Below are 21,679 nucleotides of genomic sequence, written 5' to 3'. Positions count from 1 at the left end.
TGGGCAAGGTGGTCGGTTCGAGGTGACAGATGGCCAAGGACGCACCCCCTCGGCCAACCCTCGAACCGCCCGAGAGCGCGAAGCGTGGACGCAGGACGAGACGCCCGAACAGACGCGGAGGCGAATCGACTACCTCCAAAGCCTTGAGTCGAATCGCCCGAGCGGTCTGCACCGCGACGGGCGCCTCCACCGCGGCTGACCTCTACGTCCGCACCTCGAGCGCGCCGGGGTCGTCCAGCGTCCCGCCGGTGTGCGTCGATCCGTAGTACTTCGCCTACGGCAACTGCCGTTTCCTGCCTCTGCCGCCGTCCGGCTGCACCGCGAACCAGGTTGCAGCGCCTACCGACTGAGCCGTCGTCACACGCACTCCGCGTCCTGGGCGTGGTCGGGCGCGATGTGGGCGAGTCTGCCGGTGCCGAGCGGGGAACATGGTGCATTGTCGTGGCCCTGAGACGATCGCCGTGGAGGCTGAAGGCGTGAACGACGTGGACGCACCGGACAGGGGAATGCTTCTCTTCCGCAACACCATGCGCATCACCGAGGGGCATCTCGATGCCTACCGGGAAGCCGTCGAGAAGGCTGTGCGGTTCGTGGAGCAGCACGGTCCCCAGGTCATGGTGGAGGTGTTCATCGACGAACAGAAGCTGCTCGCACACAGTTTCCAGATGTACCGGGATTCGGATTCCGTCCGTGCGCATTGGAGGATGTCCGAGCCGTACATCAAGGAAGTGATGAAGCACTGCCGGGTGGAGCGCTTCGAGGTGTTCGGAAGGCCCGACGCCGATGTGAGGGCGGGCGTGCGGGGATCGCTCGACGACGAGGTCTCACCCTCGTTCGCTGTGCGCTTCACGGGGTTCATGCGACTCGACGCCTTGCGGTCCACGCAATAGGGACCCGCTCCGCTGGAGCGGCGGAAGACGAGCCTGCCCCGGCCGCGTGCGCAGCGCGCGGCCGATGTTCTTCTCGTTGAGTCCGGTGAGCAGCACCTCCGCTCCGCCTTCGAGGAGCTTCTTGACCACGGCCATGCCGATGCCGTGCGTGCCACCGGTGACCACGGCCTTCTTGCCGGCGTACTTTTTCATGACACCTTCCGGTTGGAGTTCGGGGGGCTCGGTGCCCCGTGTCGCGGTCCCTGGCGGTCGTTCAGACGAGGTGGACGTCGGGCACGTAGAGGATCCATTTGCCGCCCGCCGCCCGGAACTCCCTTTCCTTCGCCATGATTTCCTCGGCGTGGTTCCAGGCGAAGAGAAGGGCGTAGTCGGGGTACGGCCGGGAGAATTCCTCGGACGGGCGGACGGGAATGTGGGCACCCGGGGCGAGTCGGCCGTGCTTTGCGGGCGTGTTGTCGCAGATGAACGGAACGAGGTCGGGCCCGATCCCGCAGTGGTTGAGAACGGTGGCGCTCTTGGCGGTGGCGCCGTAGCCGACCACCGACCGGCCCTGCTCGCGCAGTTCGGTGAGCAGCCGCACGAGGTCTCGGCAGCTGTCGCGCGCGTGCTCCGCGAAGCGGTGGTAGGTCTCCGTCCGGGCTCCGTCCGGGCCAGGCCCGCCTCGCGCTCGTGGTGGACGTGCTCGGTCACCGCTGCGGAGACGGTCCGCCGCCCGGGGCGGGCGATGGTGTACCGCATCGATCCGCCGTGCACGGACAGCGGTTGGACGTCCGCCAGTTCGAAGCCGTAGCGCCGGGCCATGGCCTGCACGGAGGTGACCGAGAAGAGGTAGAAGTGCTCGTCGTAGATCTGGTCGAAGGCGTTCTGGGCGATGATCGAGCCGAGGTAGCGGTCCTCGATCACGAAGATGCCGTCGGGGCCGAGCAGCGCGTCCACGCCCCGGAACACCGAGCCGATGTAGGCGATGTGGCTGACGGTGTTCGCGGAGAAGATCACGTCGGCGGGACCGTCGGCCTCGGCGATCTCCCGTGCGCTGGCCTCTTGGAAGAAGTCCGTACGCACCCGCACGCCCTGTTCCTTGGCGAACTCTGCGACCTGCGCCGAGGGGTCCACGCCGAGATGGCGCACGCCGGCCCGTCCGATGGTCTTGAGCATCGTCCCGTCGTTGGAGCCGATCTCCACCACGAAGGGGGCGTCGCCGGTGAGTTCGCTGCCCAGCAGCTGGTTCGAGTACTTCTCGAAGTGCTCGCGCATGACCACCGAACCGGCGGAGCGGTACGGGTAGTCCTCGTGGAACATCTTCTCGCGCGGCACCTCTTCGATGAGCTGCACCATGGTGCATTCGGTGCAGACGCCCGCGGCCAGCCGGAAGAAGAACTCGCTGCCGGCCGTCTCGGGTGTCACGAAGGAATCGGATACCGGTTGCCGGCCGAAGTCGATGAACTCCTCGACCGGGCCACCGCAGATTCGACACTGGACCATGGACGGACCCCTTTGCATTTCGTGGGCGGGCGGCTTGGCGCCGGCACGTGCGAACGCACATGACCATGCTGTCCACGGCCGTGGAGGGGGTCCATGAAGGGGCCGCTTCATGTGTCAGGTCCACCGGTGGCGCCGGAACGGGCACAGCGCGGTCCCTCCGCCGAGGTGGCGAAGGGACCGCGCTGTGGGGTGTCCGGTCAGGAACGTGCCGGGACCGACTCCCCGTGGGAGGCGACCGGGTCGTCCTGCGGGGGCGGGGTGCCGCCCACCTTGCGCAGCAGGGTCACGGCGAGTACCGCCGTGACGGCGATGAGCGTGGCGCAGACGACGCCGACTACGTTGAGCCCGGCGGTGTACGCCTCGCGCGCCGCCGCGAGCACCTGGTCGCGCAGGTCCGCGGGAAGGTCCTGGGCGGCGACGATCGCGCCCTCCATGCCGCCGCGCACCGTCTCCGCGTGCTCGGCCGGCACTCCCTGCGGGACGGTGATGTCACCGCGGTAGAGCGCGGTGCCCAGGCTGCCGAACGCCGCCACGCCGAGCGACACCCCGAACTCGCCGCTGGTCTCGGACAGGGAGGCCGCGGAACCTCCCTTCTCCGGGGGTGCGGAGCTGACCACGAGGTTGGTGCCCAGGGCGCCGATCGGTCCTGTGCCGAAGAAGGCGATCACGAAGCCGGTGATCAGCAGCGGGAGTCCGCCCACCGGGTCGACGAACGCGACCAGGAGGTAGCCGACGGTCGTCAGGGCGAGACCACTGCCGATCACCACTCCCATGGGCAGCCGCTTGGTCAGACCGGGAGCGATCAGCGCCGCCACGATCGAGGCGAGCGCCGAGGGCACCATCCACATGCCGGCGGCGGTGGGCGACAGGCCCTCGACCATCTGCAGGAACCCGGTGATGAACAGGTAGCTGCCGCCCATGGTGGCCATCGCCAGCATCAGCACGAGCAACGACGAGGTGAAGGCCCCGGAGCGGAACAGGCGCAGGTCGAGCAGCGGGTGCGCCAGCCGGGTCTGCCGGCGGACGAACACCGCGCCGACGGCCGCACCGGCCGCGATCACCAGCAGCGAGAGCAGCTGCCAGCCGTAGCGGGCGATCTCCTTGAGGCCGAAGATGACCGGCAGGATGGTGGCCAGCGACAGCGCGACGCTGAACAGGTCCAGCCTGCCGCCGTCGGGGTCACGGTACTCGGGCAGCAGGACGGGACCGGCGACCAGCAGGATGATCATGACGGGCACGCCGAGCAGGAAGACCGAGCCCCACCAGAACTGGTCCAGCATCACGCCGCCGATCATGGGGCCGAGCGCGGTGCCGCCCATGAAGCAGCTGGCCCACACCGCGATGGCCCGGCCGCGCTGGCCCGGGTCCTGGAACATGTTGCTGATCAGGGCGAGCGTGGAGGGCATCAGCGTGGCCGCGGCGACACCCAGCAGCGCCCGGGCGGCGATCAGCATCTCCGCGCTGGTGGAGTAGGCCGCCAGGAGCGAGGTGGCACCGACGAGCGCGGCGCCGATCAGCAGCAGCTTGCGCCGGCCGATGCGGTCGCCGAGCGTTCCCATGGTGACCAGGAAACCGGCGATCATGAAGCCGTAGATGTCCATGATCCACAACGTCTGGGTGCCGGTGGGATGCAGGGACTCCGCCAGGTGCGGCAGCGCGAGGAACAGCACGCTCTGGTCGAGCGCCAGCAGCAGCGTGGGCAGGGCGAGCACGGCCAGACCCAGCCACTCGCGGGTTCCTGCCTTCGCCGGCGCCGCCGGGGAGACATGAGATGACATGGGTGTCCTTCCAGGGGTCGGGGCGATGTGGTGCGGACCACGGGAACGGTGATGGGAGCCTCAGCCGGGATAGGGCCGCACGGCCCGCGCGTCGCGCAGTGTGCGTCCCCACCACGTCAGCTGGTCGAGCATCGTCTTGGCGGCGGTCTCGTACTCCGTCGCGTTCACCGGCCGGCCCTCGTCGTCGAAGCGCGTGCGGTACTCGGGGAAGGCGACGGAGTCCCGCACCGTCACCGAGTGCAGCCCGGGGAACACGTCCCGCAGATGGGCGACGGCGCGCAGACCGCCGGCGATGCCTCCGTAGGAGACGAACGCGACCGGCTTGGCCTTCCACTCGTCGACGTACCAGTCGATGGCGTTCTTCAGCGAGGCGGGGAAGCTGTGGTTGTACTCCGGCGTCACGATGATGAACGCGTCGGCGCGGGACAGCCACGGCGCCAGGTCCTGGACGGTGGCGGGCCGCTCCGCGTGCTCGTCCGCCGGCAGCACCTCGGGCAGCCACGCTGTCGCCAGGTCGATCACGTCGACGGCGAGGTCCTCGCGCTTGGCGGCCTCGTCGGCGATCCAACGCGCCGCCGTGGGACCGAAGCGGCCGTTTCGGACACTGCCGATGATGACGGACACCCGCAGTGTGGGCTCAGGCATGGTTCCCTCCGTGTGCTCGGCTCCTCGGTCGTCACCGTGCCCGACGCCGCCCCCGGTCCGATCCCGGTCCGCTCTCGGTCGCTCTCGGCCGCTCTTCACTCGGCCTCGTCCTGTCGCGGACCGCCCCCTTCGGCTAGCGTGATCACATGCGTTTCGGGGTGCTCGGCCCGCTTGCGGTGTGGACGGCCCAGGGCCGGCAGGTGCGGGTGCCGGAGCTGAAGGTTCGTGCTCTGCTCACCGCTTTGCTGGTCCACCGCGGTCGGCCCGTGTCCGTGGACCGGCTGATCGACGACCTGTGGGGCGAGAATCTGCCGAACAACCCCGTGGGTGTGCTGCAGAACAAGGTGTGGCAGTTACGCCGGGCCCTGGAGGACGCCGCGCCCGGCGGCCGGGACCTGGTGGTCTCCCGCGCACCCGGCTACGAGCTTCGGGTTCCGTCCGGTGCCGTCGACGCCGACCGCTTCACCGACCTGACGGCCCGCGCCCGGCGCAGCACCGATCCCCGCGCCCGGACGAAGCTGCTGACCGAGGCGCTGGCCCTGTGGCGGGGTGCGGCGTTCGCCGACTTCGTCGACGAGGAGTTCGCCCGGAACGCGGCCGGCCGGCTCGAGGAGCAGCGCCTGACGGCACTGGAGGAACAGGCCGAGACCCGGCTGGAACTCGGCGAACACGCCTTGGTCGCCGACGAGCTGGCGGACCTGGTGGCCCTGCATCCGCTGCGCGAACGGTTGCGTACGGCCCACATCCGGGCTTTGTATCTCGCGGGCCGGCAGAGCGCCGCCCTCACCAGCTACGCCGAACTGCGCGAGCGGCTCGCCGAGGACCTGGGTGTCGACCCGTCGCCCGAGCTGGCATCGCTGCACCAGGCCATCCTCACGCAGAGCCCCGACCTGGCGGCCGTGCCGTCGCCGAGCACCACCGCGGCCCGCCCGCCGACGAACCTGCCCGCCCCGCCCGTCGATCTCATCGGCCGGGACGCGCTCGTCGAGCGACTGCGTGAACTCGTCGACCGGCACCGGCTGGTGACCCTGACCGGCTCCGGCGGCGTGGGCAAGACCCGGCTGGCCCTGGCGACCGCGGCCGGGCTAGGCCCGGCCTTCCCCGGCGGCGTCCGTCTTGCGGAGTTCGCCTCCCTCGACCGCTCCCCCACGTCGGCCACCGAGGTGCACCAGGTGGTCGAGGCCGTGCTCGGCGTGCGCGACGACATCACCTCCCGCACCGCCCCGGACGGCGACCCGCTGTCCTCCACCGCTCGGGTGGTGCACGCCCTTGGCGACGAGCGAACCCTGCTGGTCCTCGACAACTGCGAGCATGTCGTCGAGCCCGTCGCCGAGTTGGCGGCACGGCTGCTGAAGGCGGCGCCCCGGCTGCATCTCATGACGACCAGTCAGGCTCCGCTCAACGTCGGCGGGGAGCAGCTCGTGGAGGTGCCTCCGCTGACCCTGCCGCAGTCCGCCGACGGCCTGAGCACCGAGGACGCACTGCGGTTCAGCGCCGTGGAACTGTTCGCGGCGCGGGCAAGCGCCGCGGCTCCCCGTTTCCGGCTGAGCGAGGAGACCATCGGCCTCGTGGTCTCCATCTGCCGGCGTCTCGACGGTATTCCTCTCGCCCTGGAGATGGCGGCCACCCGGGTGCGCGCTCTGGGTGTGCGGGAGCTGGCCGCCCGCCTCGACGACCGGTTCACGGTGCTGGCCGCCGGGACCCGGGACGCCCCGGCGCGCCACCGTACGCTGCGCGCGGTCATCGACTGGAGCTGCGACCTGCTCGGCACGCGGGAGCGCGCCGTCCTGCACCGCCTGGCCGTGCACGCCGACGGCTGTTCCCTCGCGGCGGCGGAGGAGCTGTGCGCGGGTCCCGGCGTGGACCGCGCGGAGGTCCTCGACCTGCTGGCCCGTCTGGTGGACTGCTCCCTGGTGGTCGTGACCGACGGGGTCGACGGGCCGCGTTACCGGCTGCTGGAGTCGGTCACGGCGTACTGCCTGGAGCAGTTGCGCGAGGCCGGTGAGCTGGAGGCCCTGCAGGTGCGCCACCGCGCCTACTACACCTGTGTCGCCGAGCGCGCCAGGCCGCATCTGCGCGGCCACGGGCAGCGGGAGTGGCTGCGCCGCCTCGACGCCGAGACGGCGAACCTGCGCACGGCACTGGAGAGCGCCGTGCACAGCGAGGACGGCGAGGGGGCCCTGCGGCTGGTCAACGCCCTGGCGTGGTACTGGCACCTGCGGGGCCGCAACCGCGAGGCGGAACGGTCCCTGGCCACGGCCCTGTCCCTCGTTCCGCGGGCCCCCGCCACCCCGGCGGTCGCCGAGGCGACCGCCGGGCTGGGCGGAACCAGGCTGCTCCTGGGCGGCAGCAAGGACCCGCTGGCCGAGTACCGTGCCGCGCTGCGCCCCTACGAGGAGCTGGACGAGCCTGCCGGCGAGGCGCACGCCCGGTGGTTCCTGGGGTCCAACCTGTACGGCGTGGGGGACCTGACGCCCAGTGAGGAACTGATCGAGCGGGCGTTGATGACCTTCCGTTCGCTGGAGGACCGCTGGGGCACCGCGGCGGCGCTGAGCAGCCAGGCCTTCATCGCCAAGCTGCGCGGCGACTTCGGCACCCTGCGCAGGTACGGCGAGCAGAGCCTGGCGATCTTCCGCGAACTGGGCGACCGGTGGGGGCAGTTGCGTGCCATGGTGCCGTTGCAGACCCTGGCGGAGGTGGTCGGTGACTACCGGCAGGCCGGGCGGCTCCTGCGCGACGGGCTGCGCATGGCGGAGGATCTCGGGCTGTGGCCCGAGGTGTCGTTCCATCTCTCGGGACTGGGCCGGATCTCCCTGCTCACCCGTGACTACGCGATGGCCGGGGAGTACCACGAGCGGGCCAGACGGCTCGCCGTGGAGCAGTCGGACGACTTCGGCGAGCAGTTCGCCGAGATCGGGCTCGGGATGGGGGCCCGCCGGCAGGGCGATCTGGACACCGCCGAGCATCACATGCGCAACGTGCTCGACGTGCACCGGCGCATGGGTTACCAGCCCGGCGTGCCGTCGCTGATCCTCGCCGAGCTGGGGTTCATCGCGGAGTTGCGCGGCGATGTGCGCACCGCCCAGACGTTGCAACGGGACGGCCTGGCGGCGGCGCGGGAGTCGGGTGATCCGCGCGCGGTCGCCCTGGGCCTCGAGGGCCTGGCCGGCGCGGAACTCCTGGCGGGCCGCGCCGAGAGGGCCGCGCGTCTCCTCGGCGCGGCCGCCGCGGCCCGGGCCCGGGTGGGCACTCCCCTGCCCGAGGGTGAGCGCGACGACGTGGACCGGATCGCCTCGGGCGCCCGTGCGCGGCTGGGCGAGGACGGCTTCACTGCCGCTTTCGAGCAGGGCGGGACGCTGAGTCCCGAGGAGGCCGCACAGCAGCCCCCGGCCGGCTGACAGTCGCAACCCCGGGCCCGTGCGGCCCGGGGCCCGTGCGGTTGTTATCGGCGTGGTCGTCGGCCCCGGGCGGACCAGATCCGCGAAGTAATCGGTGACGGCGCCCGGTTCGGAGCCCGGATCACCTACCTTCCGCAGGCCCAGCCGCTCGGACTGGCCCACTGCGTGCTGATCGCACGGGAATTCCTGGGCGACGACGATTTCCTGATGTACCTCGGCGACAATGTGCTGCCGGAAGGAATCACCGAGATCGCCCGCACGTTCGCCGCGCAACGTCCCGACGCCAGATCGTCGTCCAGAAGGTCGCCGACCCGCGGGCTTTCGGGTCGCCGAGGTCGACGCGTCGGCCACGGTGACCAGGCTGGCCGAGAAGCCGGCCGTACCGCGCAGTGATCTCGCCTTGATCGGTGTCTATGTCTTCACGTCCGTCATTCACCGGGCGGTCGACCGGATCCGGCCGAGCGCCCGGGGGGAGTTGGAGATCACCGAGGCCATCCAGTGGCTGGCGGAGAAACGGGGCCTGCGTGAAGGCTAGCGAAGCTCCCTCGACGGCACCAAGATCCGCGAGGAGCTGGGCTTCGAGCCGCGGGTGCCGTTCGAGGAGGGATTGCGCGAGACGGTCGACTGGTACCGGAACCACCCGGCTGGTGGGCGGCCGGTCAGGCCGCGCACGCGCGGTTCCTGTCCCGGTCCTCCACGGCTGTCTGCTTCGACACGACCTTCCTGCGCTACGTCGAGTTCGACCAGCCCTGCCTGATCACGGCGGAGCCCGCCGAGCCGGACGCGTGGGGCAGGAACCGCGTCAAAGTGAGCGCCGTCCAGGCGGGCCGGGTGGCGTTCACCTCCACGGTGACCTCCGAGCCGACCGCCGCGCGCCGCTGAACCCTCCCGGCCCGAGGCCGGCCTGACCGGTTGACAGACCTCGTCGGCCCTCAAGGCCTCCTGCGCTTCACGGGGTTCTTCGTCTTCAGGTGGGCCGTGGGCGGATCCTTCCGTCCGTCCACGCGCCCCTCCCGCACCCGGCGCCCCGGCTGTGGCCGCCCACCGGATCTCCGGTGGGCGAGCATCGTCGACTTCCCGGACTCGGCCGTCCTGCGGGGCAACGGCGACGGGAACCCGCTGCACGCGGTGTGGGCCCGACCGGCGTACCGGTCGGGCCCACACTGCTGCTCAGGTGTCGGCTCGTGTCCGTTTACCCGGTCAGGCCGTGGCGGGGGTGCCGAGCATCGCGGAGGCGTGCTGCATCGGGCTGAGCATGCCCAGGGGCGCTTCCTTGGGAACGGCGCGGCAGGTGAAGCCGAGCTGAGCCATGGCCCGCAGGACTTCGGCGGCGCTGAAGTCACGGCGGTCCTGGCGCGTGATGACCTGGCCGACCTGCTTGACGGGGTAGTGGCGGCGGCCGATGATCACCGATTCGCCGGTGACCGGTTCGGGCTTGACGCCCTTCATCGATTCCAGCACGCCGGCCTTGGTGAGCTCGAAGGGGAAGCGGGCGATGACGCAGCGCATGTGGCCTCACAGGGAGAAGGAAAGAACGGTCCGACCAGGGGCGGGGTGTTTCAGCGGGAGAGGGCGAGGACGCCCGGGGCGCTGCCTTGCTCGTCGACCACCGACAGGATACCGAGCCGACGGGTGCACATCGCGTACTCGGCTTCGGCCATCATGGTCACGGATGAGGCGAACGAACCGTGGTCGCCGAGGATGTCGCGCAGGCGGACACGGTCCGTGTAGTCGGAACTCTGGCGAAGGCGGTGCCTCTCCAACCGGCACATCCCGTCATTCCGAGGGAATGCGGAACTCGAATTCGGGACGGTCCCACGGCACGGCGGGCGGGTTCGCGAGCGCGGTCCCGGTTCGCACCGCACCGGCACGGTGGTAGAAGCCCTCGGCGGGAAGATGCGACACGACCTTGACCCGGTCCAGCCCGGCGGCACGGGCCTCGCCCCGCATGTGCGCGACGAGCCGTAGTCCGATCCCCCGTCCTTGCGCCTCGTCGGCGACGAACAGCAGGTCGAGCTCCGGTGGAGCGAGGACGAGCGAGTAGAACCCGAGGACCCGGTCTCCCTGCTCGTCGGCGCCGACGGCTACGAAGGTGCGGTGGGCCTCGATGTAGTCAGGGCCCACCCTGTAGCCCGCGACTGCGGATGCGTACTCGCCCTCGTAGGCTCCTGAGCCGCGTACGAGCCGTGTGAGCCGTTTGGCGTCCCGCGCGACGGCCCTCCGGATCGTGACCGGCCGGCTGCTCGGGGACCTGCGTGGACTCATGGGGAGAGTATTTCGCACCGTGGGGTGCCTTCTGCGGCGGTTCGGCTGCTCGGGCACGAGTCCGACAGGCGGTAAGGCCGGCTCCCCGAAGGGAAACCGGCCTTACCGAGGCTGCGGGATCAGGAGGGGCGGATGTTCTCCGCCTGCGGGCCCTTCTGGCCCTGGGTGACGTCGAACGTCACCTTCTGGCCCTCCTGCAGCTCGCGGAAGCCCTGGGCGGCGATGTTGGAGTAGTGGGCGAAGACGTCGGGGCCGCCTCCGTCCTGCTCGATGAAGCCGAATCCCTTCTCGCTGTTGAACCACTTGACAGTGCCGGTGGCCATGACCGTCTCCTTCGAGAGAATGCCGGGCCCGCGACCTGCGCACCCGGAGGTGATCGCCCTGGTCCGGAGCGGCGCTGAACAGCAAGAACGCCCGTGATGGCGATCACGGGCGAACGGGACTTCGGAACCACGACTGCTGATCACAACGCTATACCGGCTCGGCGGCAGCCGCTAGCGGAAACACGGCAGAAGCCTGCGCGGCCGTCATGAAGGCCGTGCAGGCGATGGGCACGGGCCGGGGGGGCTCTGGTCCGAACGAGCCGCAGAGCTACCTCTGCCGCACCGACGCAGAGGCTGAAGGTCTCTCACGGCCCTCGGACGGGTGTCCGTCGCGGAGCATGCCGAGCACCGCCCGTTCCACGGGTCCCTGGGTGGCGGCCGACCTGGTCGTCACCGACCGGCTGCACCGGATGGTGCTCGCTCTGCGTGCCGGGGTTCCCGCGCTGACCGTCGACCCGGTCGCATGCCGGGCCGGGAAGCGCCAGAGGCTCTCTGGGTCCTGTCAATACTGCTTGCCGCGCCCGCTGAGCATGTCGCGCAGGCGGTCGACCATGCCGGTACCGGGCGCGAGGAGTTTGTTGGCGGGTGGGGTGTCCGGCGCGGAGGGGTGCGGGCGGGTGGGAGCGTGCTGCTTGGCCGAGCGGACCTTCTCGCCGAGCTCTTCCAGGGCGTCGGCGGAGCAGACGTCGGCCAGCATCGGGAAGAGCCGGTTCTCCTCGTCGCTGACATGGGCCGTGACGGAGTTCTTCAGTCGCAGGATCAGCGTGTCGAAACGTCCGTCCCCGGGCCGGCAGTCTTCGAGCTCCTTGAGCATGCGTTCGACTTCGCCGTGGTCGGCGATCTCCTTGTCGGCGAGGTCGTCTCCCCCGTCGACGTACCGGCGCACCGCCGGGTACAGGTATTCCTCCTCGGCCACCGAGTGCCGGATCAGCTCCATGGTGAGCCGGTCCGCCAGTTCCCGTCGCTGCCCGTCCGCTCCCGGCAGGGCTTCGATCTGCGAGAAGAGTTCGTCCACCTCGCGGTGATCCGTGGTCAGTTCCTGGATGACGTTGCCGCCGTGTCCCATGGGGTTCTCCACTCCTTGTAGCCATGTCGTTTCCGTAACCGGGGGCCGACCGGCTCTGCCCAGTGCTCCGCCCGGATCACCGCCCGGATCACCGCCCAGGCCGGCGCGGTCGGGGAGCGGTTCCAGCAATGCCTCACCCGGTCACCGTCGTGAGGCCGAGTGCCCGAAGGGCGTCGCGGGACACGCGGCAGGCTGCCGTGGGCAAGGGCACAGACCGTCCTCGTTCTCACCAGGTCGACAGCCCGGCCCCGCCGAGGACGGAAACGTTCGGTCGTGTGAGGTGATGAGTTTTCGCGCCCGAGCCCGTCACACCTAGGACGGGACACGACGAGGCGGAAGGATGACGTGATGAGTGCGGACACACGGCTGGAGGAGCTGGGCGTGAGCGGGCCGGGCGGGAGCGGGCTGGGCGAGGTCGACGAGTCGGCGTTCTCGGGGCTGGCGGAGCGGCACCGGCGGGAGCTGCACGTGCACTGCTACCGGATGCTCGGGTCGTTCGAGGACGCCGAGGACACCGTGCAGGAGACGTTCCTGCGTGCCTGGCGGCGGCGCGAGACCTTCGCGGGGCGGTCGACGTTCCGCGCCTGGCTGTACGGGATCGCCACCAACGCCTGCCTGGACCTGCTCGCCAAGCGCCGCCCGGAGCCCGCGACCGGGGGTGAGGTGCTGTGGCTGCAGCCCTACCCGGACCGGCTGCTCGACGAGCTGCCCGCCGGCGACGCGGACGAGCCGGAGACCGTCGCCGTCGCGCGGGAGACGATCGAGCTGGCGTACGTGATCGCGGTCCAGCACCTCGCGCCGCGCCCGCGTGCCGTGCTGATTCTGCGGGACGTGCTCGGTTGGCCGGCGAAGGACGTCGCGGAGGCCCTCGGGGACTCCGTCAACTCCGTGAACAGCGCGCTGCAGCGAGCCCGCGCGGGCATGCGGGAGCATCTGCCCGCCGAGCGGCAGGACTGGACCGGCGGCGAGCAGGACGCCGGGACGCGCGAGCTGGTGCGCCGCTTCACCGATGCCAGCGTGGCCACGGACATCCCGGCGCTCGCCGCGATGCTGCGGGACGACGTCCGCTGCTCGATGCCGCCCACGCCGGGCCTGTACGTCGGCCGCGACACGGTGGTGAACGACTGGGTCGAGAGCGGCTTCGAGGGCATGAAGGGCCTGCGCGCCGTCCCGACCTCAGTGAACCGGCAGCCCGCCGTCGCCTTCTACCTCTGGCGGGACGGGGAGGGCGCATACCTGCCGCTGACGATCGATGTCCTGCGCGTCACCGGCGGGGCGATCGCCGAGATCGTCACCTTCCACGACGACCGGTTCCCACGGCTCGGACTGCCCGAGCGGCTGGCGGCGGACGGCACAGGACCTTTCGCGGAGTAGTCGGCACCGGGGTGCGTTCAGGTATCGCTCGGCAGACCGAGGCCGGTGAGGGCCCCGACCGGGTCCAGGTCGGGAGTGCCTCTCGGCCACCAGTCGTCGTGGCCCGGCTCGGACTCGTACGCGTACCAGAGGCCGTCACGGCCGAGGCGGAGCTGGAGGTGGCCCCGGGGGTGGGTGAGGTGGTTGCGCCAGGGGCGGAAGGCGGGCAGGTCGGCGGCGAGCAGGAGGGGGCGGGCCCGGTCGAACCGCCCGGCCGGGGGGTCCCACGGCTCCTCCAGTACGGCGAGGCCCTCCAATCCTCCCTGACGCCAGGCGGCGACCGCCCGGGCCAGCTCGGACGGGGTGCGGCCCGCCGCCGAGGCGAGGGACGAGTAGAGCGACCGGGTGCCGGCGGTGAGTCCCACCCCGGGGCGGGCCGCGGCCAGGCGCACCGCGTCCTGCCAGAAGGTCAGCCGCCCGACCGGGTCACGGCCGGTGCAGAGCAGGGCGTGGGCGCGGGCTGCGGCGTCCGTGGCGAGCTGGTCCAGCGCGAAGGGGTCCGGGCCGCCGGGGGCCGCAGGGTAGGCCGGGGGCTGCTCGGGGTGCGCAGGCGGGGGCAAGGGCGCGGGCAGGGGCGGGAGGGCGCGCGAGGCGAGAACCTCCGCGGCCCGCACGCCGGGCAGGGGCGCCGGTCCCTTGTCCCGCGCGGCGCGCGCCACGCGGGTGGCACTCAGCCGGGACAGCGCGTCGAGCAGTTCCCGCTCGCCCCGGCCGCGCAGCAGGAGCAGGACGAAGGGGTCGGCGTCGAGCAGCCGGGCGGTCTGGTAGCAGAGGGCGGCCGCGTGCTTGCAGGGGTGACCGCGGTCGGGGCAGCTGCACCGGGGCTCCAGGTCCCCGGGGCCGGGCAGCAGCGGCACGCCGCATTCCGCGAGGGACTGCGGCATCTCCCTGTCGAGCAGCGCTGCGATGTGCCCCGGGCGGTCGGCGGCCACGTCCAGGAAGCGGTCCCAGTCGGTGTCGTCGAGCGTACGCAGGTGTACCTGGACGCGATACGGGCGGGGGCGGCTGCCCTGGACGTAGGCCAGCACGAGCCCGGGCGTCACGGTGATGGCGTCGACATGTCCCTGCCCCGCGTACGCCCGCCCGCGCTCCAGCCGCTTCACGTCCAGCGCGCCCTGCTCCAGCGCACCGACCCAGGCGTTTCCCCACCAGCTCTCGGCGAAACGGTCGCCGTCCCGGGGTGGGAAGGGCGGGAAGGTGCGGCGGAGTTCGTGGTCACGGGTGGGGGCGGCCATGGAAGGGGTGGACCGGGCAGAGCGGGGGGCGTGAGACGCAGAGCGCGTCGGTGGGGTCGAGGGCGGCGTGGGACCGACCGGCCCGGAGCCCGACGGAACGGGGTGGTGGAACCGGGCTCCTGGCGGGGCCGGGGCGGGATCCGGTGCCAGGGGCGGCGCCATGGGGGCGGGGGTGTGCGGGGCGGGGTCGGGATCACGGGGTACCGGGTCGTCGGGGTGCGGGCGTGCCGGGGCATCAAGGTGCGGGGCCAGGTCCCCATCACGGCGTGCCGGGCCATCGGTGCGCAGGGCCGGGTGCGAGTCACGCCCTGCCTGACCATCCAGCTGCGGGGCCAGGTCCCCCTCACGGCGTGCCGGGCCATCGAGAACCGAGCCCCCGTCACGCCGTGCCGATTCGTCGGCGCGCGGAGCCAGGTCCACGTCACGCCCTGCCCGGCCATCAAGGTGCGGGGCCAGGTCCCCGTCACGGCGTGCCGGGCCATCGGTGCGCAGGGCCGGGTGCGAGTCACCCGGCACCGAGTCGCTCGTCCCGGTCGGGGCGGCCGAGGGTTGCGGCCGGGGTTCCGGGCTGTCGGCGGTGCCGGGCCTCTCCGGGCCCCCGTCGTCGGGGCCGTACAGCAGGTCGACCATGCGAGAGGACCGGCCCCGCGGTCCGGTCGCCAGCTCATCGTCGTCGGTGTCCGTGTCCGTGTCCGCCAGGTCCGGCATCCGGAAGGCGTCGGACAGCAACTGCCGTAGGTCACGCGCCCGGGCGTTGGCGTCCGCGCCCGCCCGTCGCGCAGCCGCTGCCCTGTCGTCCACGGCACTCTGCCGAGCCCGGCGCCTGCGTCGGACCCCCTCCCGCTCTGTCTCCTCCCGGGCCCGCCGCGCGTCGTCCCGCGCCGCGCGCAACGCCTCGCGCGCGACGTCCGCCGCGCGTGGCTCGGTACCCGCCTGGGCATCGGATCCCACGGGAGCCGCACCGGCCGGGGTGGCCCCCGCCGGGCTCGTCTGCGGGCCGCTGGACGTGCGTGACCTGGGCGTCGCGGCCGCCGCGGTGTCCCCGGGCGCGCCGGCGATGCGGGGCGCGTCGGCGACCTCCGGTCCTCCGCCCGACCCGGAGACCGACTCGGGGGCAGTCATGCTGTCCTGCCCACCGGCCTCTTCGGAGTCTCCGGCGCCCCCGGCCTCTACCGTGGCACCGGAGACTTGGGGCGCACCCCGGTCGCCTCGCCCACCAGCGGCAGCCTCGGGGGCATCGGCGTCCCCGGGCGCGCCGGCACCCTCGGAGGAGTGAGCGACCTCGGAGGCACCGGTGTCCCCCCACCCGCTCCCCCGCTGCTCGGCCACCGCCCGCCGCAGCGCCTCGCGTGCCGCGGCTGCCGGTGCGGGTGTCGTGTCCTGGTCTGTGGCTCCCCCGGCAGGGGACGGCTCAGGACGGGCGGCGGCTGCCCGGTCGGGGTCCTGGGCCGCCCGCTGCCGGGCCTCCCGCAGGGCCCGGCGGGCCTCGTCGGCCGGGCCGGGTGTCATGACGACCTCCGCAGGGACACCAGGTCGGACAGCTCCCGGTCCGTCAGTTCCGTGAGGGAGGACTCGCCGGAGCCGAGGATCGCGTCGGCCAGGGCGCGCTTGGACTGGAGCATCTCGGCGATACGGTCCTCGACGGTGCCCTCGGTGATGAGGCGGTGCACCTGCACCGGCTGGGTCTGGCCGATCCGGTAGGCACGGTCGGTGGCCTGCTCCTCGACGGCCGGGTTCCACCAGCGGTCGAAGTGCACGACATGTCCTGCCCGGGTGAGGTTGAGGCCGGTGCCCGCCGCCTTGAGGGACAGCACCAGCACGGGCGTCGAACCGGCCTGGAAGCGGTCCACCATGCGCTCCCGCTCGGGGACCGGCGTGCCGCCGTGGAGGAGGTCGACCGGGACCGCGCGGGTGGCCAGGTGGGAGGTGATCAGGCGGGCCATCCCCACGTACTGCGTGAAGACGAGGGCGGACCCGTCCTCCGCCAGCAGCGTGTCCAGCAGCTCGTCGAGCAGGGCGAGTTTCCCGGAGCGGGCGGCGAGCCGGTCGCCGGCGGCCGGGTGGTGCTCCTCCTTGAGGAACAGCGCCGGGTGGTTGCAGATCTGCTTCAGCGACGTGAGGAGCTTCAGCACCAGGCCGCGGCGGGGCATGCCCTCGGTGGTCTCGATGGCGAGCATCGACTCGCGGACCACCGCCTCGTACAGCGCGGCCTGTTCACGGGTGAGCGGGACGGGGTGGTCGGTCTCCGTCTTGGGCGGCAGCTCGGGCACGATGCCCGGGTCGGATTTCTTGCGGCGCAGCAGGAAGGGCCTGACCAGTCGGGCGAGGCGCTCCACCGCCTCCTGGTCCTCGCCGGTCTCCACGGCACGCGCGTGCCGGGCCCGGAAGGACTTGAGCGGGCCGAGGAGGCCGGGGGTCGTCCAGTCGAGCAGGGCCCACAGCTCCGAGAGGTTGTTCTCCACGGGCGTGCCGGTCAGGGCGACGCGCGCGGGGGCCGGGATCGTGCGCAGCGCCTTGGCGGTGGCCGAGTAGGGGTTCTTGACGTGCTGCGCCTCGTCGGCGACGACCATGCCCCAGGCTCGCCCGGCCAGGGCGGGGGCCGCCGAGCGCATGGTGCCGTAGGTGGTGAGGACGAATCCGCCGTCCAGGCCGTCGAGGCTGCGGTCCGGGCCGTGGAAGCGGCGGACGGGCACGCCCGGGGCGAAGCGGATGATCTCCCGCTGCCAGTTGCCCAGCAGGGAGGCGGGGCAGACGACCAGTGTCGGCTCACGGCGGGCCCGCTTCAGATGCAGGGCGATGAGGGTGACCGTCTTGCCCAGGCCCATGTCGTCGGCGAGGCAGCCGCCGAGACCGAGGGTGGTCATCAGATCGAGCCAGGCCAGGCCACGGAGCTGGTAGTCCCGGAGGGTGGCCCGCAGGTCCGGGGGCGGTTCCGCCGGGTGGATCCCCGCGGTCAGGCGGTCGCGCAGGGCGGCCAGCGCGCCCACGGGGACGGCCTCGACCGTTTCACCGTCGACGTCGGCGGTGCCGGTGAGGGCGACGGACAGCGCGTCGACCGGGTCGAGCAGGCCCAGGTCCCGTTTGCGGGCCTTGCGCACGAGCGCCGGGTCGACCAGCACCCACTGGTCGCGCAGCCTCACGACCGGGCGGTGGGCCTCGGCGAGGGCGTCCATCTCGGTGTCGGTGAGCGGGTCGCCTCCGAGCGCCAGCTGCCAGCGGAACTGGAGGAGGTCCTCGCTCTCGAAGAAGCCGGTGCCGTCGGTCGCCGAGCCGGGGGCCGGGCGGACCACCGCCGCGGCGGACAGGTCCTGCGCGAGGTCCCGCGGCCAGTGCACGGCGACTCCGGCCGCGGCGAGCCGGGTCGCCGCGACCCCGAGCAGGTCGCTCAGCTCGTCCTCGGTCAGGGCCAGCACGTCGGGCACGTCCTGGTCGGCGAGCCGGTCGAGCGGGGGCCAGACGCGGGCCGCGCGGCGGACGGCGAGGGCCGCGTCCACGCGCGCGCGGGGCCCGAAGGCGTCGCCGGCCTGCCCCGCCCACAGGGCCGCCGCGTCGGCGACGAGGGTGGGGTCGGCGAGGCTGTGCACCTGGACGATCGCGGCGCCGGCACTGCGGGCACGGCCGTCGGAGGTGTCGTCGAACAGGTCGTACGCCGACAGGTCGAGGCGGAGCGAGATGCGCACGCCGGCGTCCATGCCGGCGGCGACCTCGGCGGCCCAGTCGTGGGCGGCGGGCAGATGCTGGGGCTCGCGGGCCGCGAAGGGCCTGCCGGAGGTGTGGGGCGCGGCCGGGGTGCGGGGCAGGGTGTCGGCGACCGCGTCCAGGAAGGCGCGTACCAGTGCTTCCGGTTCGGGCAGCCGGATCGGGCCGGGGCCGGGCAGCGGCACGGCGTGGCCCTCGTGGGGCAGGGCGGCTGCGACGGCGCGCAGGTGCCCGATGTCGTCCGGGTCGAGGGGGCCGGCGCGCCAGGCGTCGTGGCCCGTGGCGGTCAGGCCGGGCAGCAGCCTGCCGCGGGCGGTCAGCCGCAGGGCGTGCAGGGCGGCCGCGCCCCAGCAGGCCGTGGCGGGGTGGGCCGCCGGGTCGTGCCGGGCGCGCACGAGGAGCGGCAGGGCCGCGTCGAGCGGGAGGGTCAGCGCGGGGGTGGTGCGCCGCCGGACCCCGGCGGCGCCGTGCCGTCGTACGACGGTCAGCTGGGTGGCGGCGGTGTGCTCCGGGTCCCCGGCGGGCAGGGGTTCGCCCTCGGGGTCCCAGAAGGCGATGCGTCCCTCGCGCGGGAGGGGCGCGGGCAGGAAGACGGCCGGGAGGCGGACCGGGACCGTCGCGTCCCCGGACCGTTCGGCTGTCGGAGCCGTCTTACCCATACGTCCTGCCACCTCCCGCCCCGCATGTCGGATCAGTCGTCTCCGACTCTACGGGCGGGCTCTGACAATCGGCCCCGGCACCAGCCCAGGCCTCCCGGCACCGGCACCGGCACCGGCACCGGCACCGGCACCGGCACCGGGCCGGAGGCTAGGGCACGGTCCGGGCTACGACGTACACCCAGGGGTACGCGGGGTTGGACAGGTCCACGACCACGTCGTGGGTCGGGGCCGGGTTCTTCTGCCGGTGGACGAAGCCGTACCAGGCATCGGTCGTGGCGAACTTCCAGCCGGTGACCTTCCGGTCGCGGGCGCCGATGGTGACGGCGCCCTGCTTCAGGTCCTTCCGGGTCACGCCCAGGCCGGTCAGGTAGGCGTCCAGGCCGGCGGCGTTGGTCTCGAACTGGGTGTAGAGGCGGCTGGTCTTCCAGTTGTTGGTCTCGTAGTACGCCACGTGCCAGGCCGGGTGCGGGACGGGCACCTGGTAGATCCGGCGCTGGAGCTTGGAGGGCCAGCCCTCGGTCAGGCCGGTCGCCGAGTACTTCGCCTCCTTGTCCCTGCCGCTGTCGCGGCTCTGGTTCGCGGAGATCACGAGGTAGCCGGCCGGGACACCGATGAGCAGCACGATGATCAGCAGGGTGAGGGCCCTGCGGCGGATCATGTGACGGCGGTCCTCGACCGGACGGTCCGGCTCGTCGGGCCAGGATCCCTGGTGGGGCAGGGATGCGGTCACGGCGTCTCCTGGGTACTGCGGAGCGACTGCGTGTAGCGCTCGTACCGCTCGTAGCGCTCCACGCGGCGGCGCTTGGCCCGGCGGAAGCGGCGGGCGACCAGCCGGGCGAGGTCGGCGGCGCCGACCATGCCGGCCTCGGGCCCGAGCTGGGCCCGGACGATACGGGCCTCGGGACGGTAGCCGCGGCCGGTGAGGTGCCGCTTGAAGGCGTCCCGGGCCGGGCCGATCAGCAGGTCGTCGGCGGCCGAGACACCGCCGCCGATCACGAAGCAGGACGGGTCGAGGGCGGCGGCGAGGTTGGCGATGCCGACGCCGAGCCACTGGCCGATGTCCTGGAGCAGTTCGATGCACATGGCGTCGCCGTCACGGGCCAGCTCGGTGATCATCGGACCGGTGATGTCGCCGATGCTGCCCTTGACGTGCTCGATGATCCCGTACGCGACGGGCGAGTCGGCGGCGGCCAGCTCGCGGGCCTCGCGGACCAGGGCGTTTCCGGAGCTGTACTGCTCCCAGCAGCCGCGGTTTCCGCAGGGGCAGCGGTGGCCGCCGGGCACGACCTGCATGTGGCCGAACTCGCCGGCGACGCCGTACTTGCCGCGCTTGACCTGGCCGTCCTCCAGGATCGCGCCGCCGATGCCCGTGCCGAGGGTGATCATGACGAGGTGGTCCTCGTCGCGGCCGGCGCCGAAGCGCCATTCCGCCCAGGCGGCGGTGTTGGCGTCGTTGTCCACGAGGACGGGTACGGAGAGCCGTCCCGAGAGGCGGTCGCGGAGCGGTTCGTTGCGCCAGGACAGGTGGGGGGCGAACAGCACGCGGTTGCGGTCGGCGTCCACCCAGCCGGCCGCACCGATGCCGACGGCGTGCACGTCGTGCCGGTCGGAGAGGTCCAGGACCAGCTCGGCGATGGTGTCCTCGACGACCTTGGGGCTCTTGGACTTGTCCGGGGTCTCCGTGCGGAGCATCTCCAGGATGTTGCCGTCGGCGTCGACGACGCCCGCCATCACCTTCGTACCGCCGATGTCGATGCCGACCGTGGGCACGCGGGGCGCCGTGAGGTGCGAGCGGCGCTCCCGGGTGCCGACGGTGCGGAGCACGGTGGCACGGCGGGAGCCGATGGGGGCGGTGAAGTCGCGGTAGGTGCTCATCGCCGCCGATTCTGCCTCACGGCGGGGGCGTGTGCGGAGCGGGGCAGGGGCGGGGTGGCGCGGATCATTGCCGGGTGCGGTGAGTGGTGAGTTGCTCGCGCCCACGCGGCTGAGCCGCACATGGGCACAGCCCCGCGCCCCTCAGCGGCATGACCGTCACGGCCGTACGAGCAGCTGGAACTCGAACGAATAGCGCGTCGGGCGGTAGGTGTGTGTGCCGTACTCCACGGCCCGGCCCGTGTCGTCGAACGTGACGCGTTGCATGGTGAGCAGCGGCGCGCCCGTCTCCTCCGCCAGGCGGTCCGCCTCCGCCGTCGTCGCCGCCCGGGCGCCGATCGACTGGCGGGCGCTGTGCAGGGTGATGCCCGCCGCTCGCATCAGACGGTAGAGGCCCGTGGTCTCCAGCTGGTCCGTGTCGAGGTCGAAGAGACCGGGGGGCAGGAAGTTGCAGAGGTAGGCCATGGGCTCGCCGTGGGCGAGGCGGAGGCGCTCCACGCGGTGGACGTCGCTGTCCTCGGCGACACCGAGTGCGGCGGCGATCTCGGCGGAGGCGGGGACGAGCTTGTTGACGAGGACCCGGGTGGCCGGGCGCTGGCCCGCCGCTTCCAGGTCGTCGTAGAGGCTGCTGAGCTCCAGTGGGCGTTTGACCTGGCTGTGCACGACCTGGGTGCCCACGCCGCGGCGACGGACGAGGAGGCCCTTGTCGACGAGCGACTGGATGGCCTGACGGACGGTCGGCCGGGACAGGCCGAGCCGGGCGGCGAGTTCGATCTCGTTGCCCAGCAGGCTGCCGGGGGTCAGCGTGCCGTGCTCGATCGCGGCCTCCAGCTGCTGTGACAGCTGGAAGTACAACGGCACGGGAGAGCTGCGGTCCACGCTCAGCTCGAGCTGCACGGTCGGGTCCACTTCTGGTTTCGGCACGGGCCGAGCGTAGCTCCGCGCGCTGTTGAC

The 21,679-nt window shown here is 72.4% G+C and carries 16 protein-coding genes and 2 pseudogenes; 4 read left to right on the top strand and 14 right to left on the bottom strand.

Annotation, left to right across the window (positions count from 1 at the left end; all coding sequences use genetic code 11):
• Positions 1–476 precede the first annotated feature (476 nt).
• The gene (locus tag ACFY9S_RS19390) at positions 477–890 is read left to right on the top strand and encodes a hypothetical protein (RefSeq protein WP_391129878.1); all 414 of its coding nucleotides are present in this window, start codon (positions 477–479) and stop codon (positions 888–890) included.
• A 253-nt stretch (positions 891–1,143) separates the two neighbouring features.
• Here the strand turns inward: ACFY9S_RS19390 and ACFY9S_RS19385 are convergent, their stop codons facing one another.
• From ACFY9S_RS19385 to ACFY9S_RS19370, 4 genes and pseudogenes are all read right to left on the bottom strand, one after another.
• The gene (locus ACFY9S_RS19385; RefSeq protein ID WP_391130412.1) at positions 1,144–1,470 is read right to left on the bottom strand and encodes a methyltransferase C-terminal domain-containing protein; all 327 of its coding nucleotides are present in this window, start codon (positions 1,468–1,470) and stop codon (positions 1,144–1,146) included.
• A 254-nt stretch (positions 1,471–1,724) separates the two neighbouring features.
• Positions 1,725–2,372, bottom strand: a pseudogene (locus ACFY9S_RS19380) (methyltransferase); the annotation flags it as partial.
• Between the two features lie 197 nt (positions 2,373–2,569).
• On the bottom strand, positions 2,570–4,150 hold the full coding sequence (locus ACFY9S_RS19375; protein ID WP_391129876.1) for an MFS transporter: 1,581 nt from the start codon (positions 4,148–4,150) through the stop codon (positions 2,570–2,572).
• Between the two features lie 60 nt (positions 4,151–4,210).
• The gene (locus ACFY9S_RS19370; protein WP_391129874.1) at positions 4,211–4,795 is read right to left on the bottom strand and encodes an NAD(P)H-dependent oxidoreductase; all 585 of its coding nucleotides are present in this window, start codon (positions 4,793–4,795) and stop codon (positions 4,211–4,213) included.
• A 146-nt stretch (positions 4,796–4,941) separates the two neighbouring features.
• On the opposite strand from ACFY9S_RS19370, the gene ACFY9S_RS19365 reads away from it, so the two are divergent.
• Both ACFY9S_RS19365 and ACFY9S_RS19360 read left to right on the top strand, forming a co-directional pair.
• Positions 4,942–8,193, top strand: a complete 3,252-nt coding sequence (locus ACFY9S_RS19365; protein ID WP_391129871.1) for a BTAD domain-containing putative transcriptional regulator — start codon at positions 4,942–4,944, stop codon at positions 8,191–8,193.
• A gap of 19 nt (positions 8,194–8,212) precedes the next feature.
• Positions 8,213–8,704, top strand: a pseudogene (locus ACFY9S_RS19360) (sugar phosphate nucleotidyltransferase); the annotation flags it as partial.
• 689 nt (positions 8,705–9,393) lie between these two features.
• Here ACFY9S_RS19360 and ACFY9S_RS19355 read toward each other — a convergent pair.
• From ACFY9S_RS19355 to ACFY9S_RS19335, 5 genes are all read right to left on the bottom strand, one after another.
• Entirely contained in the window at positions 9,394–9,702 is a 309-nt protein-coding gene (locus ACFY9S_RS19355; RefSeq protein ID WP_391129868.1) for an SCO5918 family protein, read from the bottom strand.
• A gap of 50 nt (positions 9,703–9,752) precedes the next feature.
• Positions 9,753–9,956 carry a hypothetical protein gene (locus tag ACFY9S_RS19350; protein WP_391129865.1) on the bottom strand — a complete coding sequence of 68 codons (204 nt, stop codon included), beginning with the start codon at positions 9,954–9,956 and terminating at the stop codon, positions 9,753–9,755.
• A gap of 13 nt (positions 9,957–9,969) precedes the next feature.
• The gene (locus ACFY9S_RS19345; protein ID WP_391129862.1) at positions 9,970–10,458 is read right to left on the bottom strand and encodes a GNAT family N-acetyltransferase; all 489 of its coding nucleotides are present in this window, start codon (positions 10,456–10,458) and stop codon (positions 9,970–9,972) included.
• Positions 10,459–10,577: 119 nt separating this feature from the next.
• Positions 10,578–10,781: a cold-shock protein gene (locus ACFY9S_RS19340; RefSeq protein WP_067443276.1), complete on the bottom strand. Its 204-nt coding sequence runs from the start codon at positions 10,779–10,781 to the stop codon at positions 10,578–10,580.
• A 502-nt stretch (positions 10,782–11,283) separates the two neighbouring features.
• Positions 11,284–11,847: a hemerythrin domain-containing protein gene (locus tag ACFY9S_RS19335; protein ID WP_391129859.1), complete on the bottom strand. Its 564-nt coding sequence runs from the start codon at positions 11,845–11,847 to the stop codon at positions 11,284–11,286.
• A 348-nt stretch (positions 11,848–12,195) separates the two neighbouring features.
• Here ACFY9S_RS19335 and ACFY9S_RS19330 point away from each other — a divergent pair, with 348 nt between their 5' ends.
• A complete protein-coding gene (locus ACFY9S_RS19330) occupies positions 12,196–13,221 on the top strand; it encodes an RNA polymerase subunit sigma-70 (protein WP_391129856.1) in 1,026 nt (341 codons plus the stop codon).
• A 17-nt stretch (positions 13,222–13,238) separates the two neighbouring features.
• On the opposite strand, the gene ACFY9S_RS19325 is transcribed toward ACFY9S_RS19330, so the two are convergent.
• The 5 genes from ACFY9S_RS19325 to ACFY9S_RS19305 all read right to left on the bottom strand — a co-directional run bounded on the left by ACFY9S_RS19325 (position 13,239) and on the right by ACFY9S_RS19305 (position 21,622).
• A complete protein-coding gene (locus tag ACFY9S_RS19325; protein ID WP_391130410.1) occupies positions 13,239–15,617 on the bottom strand; it encodes an SWIM zinc finger family protein in 2,379 nt (792 codons plus the stop codon).
• Between the two features lie 383 nt (positions 15,618–16,000).
• On the bottom strand, positions 16,001–18,853 hold the full coding sequence (locus ACFY9S_RS19320) for an SNF2-related protein (protein WP_391129853.1): 2,853 nt from the start codon (positions 18,851–18,853) through the stop codon (positions 16,001–16,003).
• 148 nt (positions 18,854–19,001) lie between these two features.
• Entirely contained in the window at positions 19,002–19,583 is a 582-nt protein-coding gene (locus tag ACFY9S_RS19315) for a sugar kinase (protein ID WP_102913130.1), read from the bottom strand.
• Entirely contained in the window at positions 19,580–20,728 is a 1,149-nt protein-coding gene (locus ACFY9S_RS19310; RefSeq protein ID WP_102913129.1) for an ROK family glucokinase, read from the bottom strand. The genes ACFY9S_RS19315 and ACFY9S_RS19310 overlap by 4 nt, the downstream gene beginning before the upstream one ends.
• Before the next feature lie 156 nt (positions 20,729–20,884).
• Complete coding sequence (locus ACFY9S_RS19305) at positions 20,885–21,622, bottom strand: UTRA domain-containing protein (RefSeq protein ID WP_391130407.1); 738 nt, start codon at positions 21,620–21,622, stop codon at positions 20,885–20,887.
• Between the last annotated feature and the right edge of the window lie 57 nt (positions 21,623–21,679).

The organism is Streptomyces sp. NPDC012474, from assembly GCF_042955185.1.
Lineage (GTDB): Bacteria > Actinomycetota > Actinomycetes > Streptomycetales > Streptomycetaceae > Streptomyces > Streptomyces cahuitamycinicus.
This window is presented reverse-complemented; position numbering and strand designations above follow the sequence as displayed.

Coding starts and splice junctions, on each gene's coding strand:
- ACFY9S_RS19330 (WP_391129856.1), top strand. CDS start 12,196: ATGAGTGCGGACACACGGCTGGAGGAGCTGGGCGTGAGCGGGCCGGGC.
- ACFY9S_RS19355 (WP_391129868.1), bottom strand. CDS start 9,702: ATGCGCTGCGTCATCGCCCGCTTCCCCTTCGAGCTCACCAAGGCCGGC.
- ACFY9S_RS19340 (WP_067443276.1), bottom strand. CDS start 10,781: ATGGCCACCGGCACTGTCAAGTGGTTCAACAGCGAGAAGGGATTCGGC.
- ACFY9S_RS19370 (WP_391129874.1), bottom strand. CDS start 4,795: ATGCCTGAGCCCACACTGCGGGTGTCCGTCATCATCGGCAGTGTCCGA.
- ACFY9S_RS19375 (WP_391129876.1), bottom strand. CDS start 4,150: ATGTCATCTCATGTCTCCCCGGCGGCGCCGGCGAAGGCAGGAACCCGC.
- ACFY9S_RS19320 (WP_391129853.1), bottom strand. CDS start 18,853: ATGGGTAAGACGGCTCCGACAGCCGAACGGTCCGGGGACGCGACGGTC.
- ACFY9S_RS19310 (WP_102913129.1), bottom strand. CDS start 20,728: ATGAGCACCTACCGCGACTTCACCGCCCCCATCGGCTCCCGCCGTGCC.
- ACFY9S_RS19345 (WP_391129862.1), bottom strand. CDS start 10,458: ATGAGTCCACGCAGGTCCCCGAGCAGCCGGCCGGTCACGATCCGGAGG.
- ACFY9S_RS19325 (WP_391130410.1), bottom strand. CDS start 15,617: ATGACTGCCCCCGAGTCGGTCTCCGGGTCGGGCGGAGGACCGGAGGTC.
- ACFY9S_RS19335 (WP_391129859.1), bottom strand. CDS start 11,847: ATGGGACACGGCGGCAACGTCATCCAGGAACTGACCACGGATCACCGC.
- ACFY9S_RS19365 (WP_391129871.1), top strand. CDS start 4,942: ATGCGTTTCGGGGTGCTCGGCCCGCTTGCGGTGTGGACGGCCCAGGGC.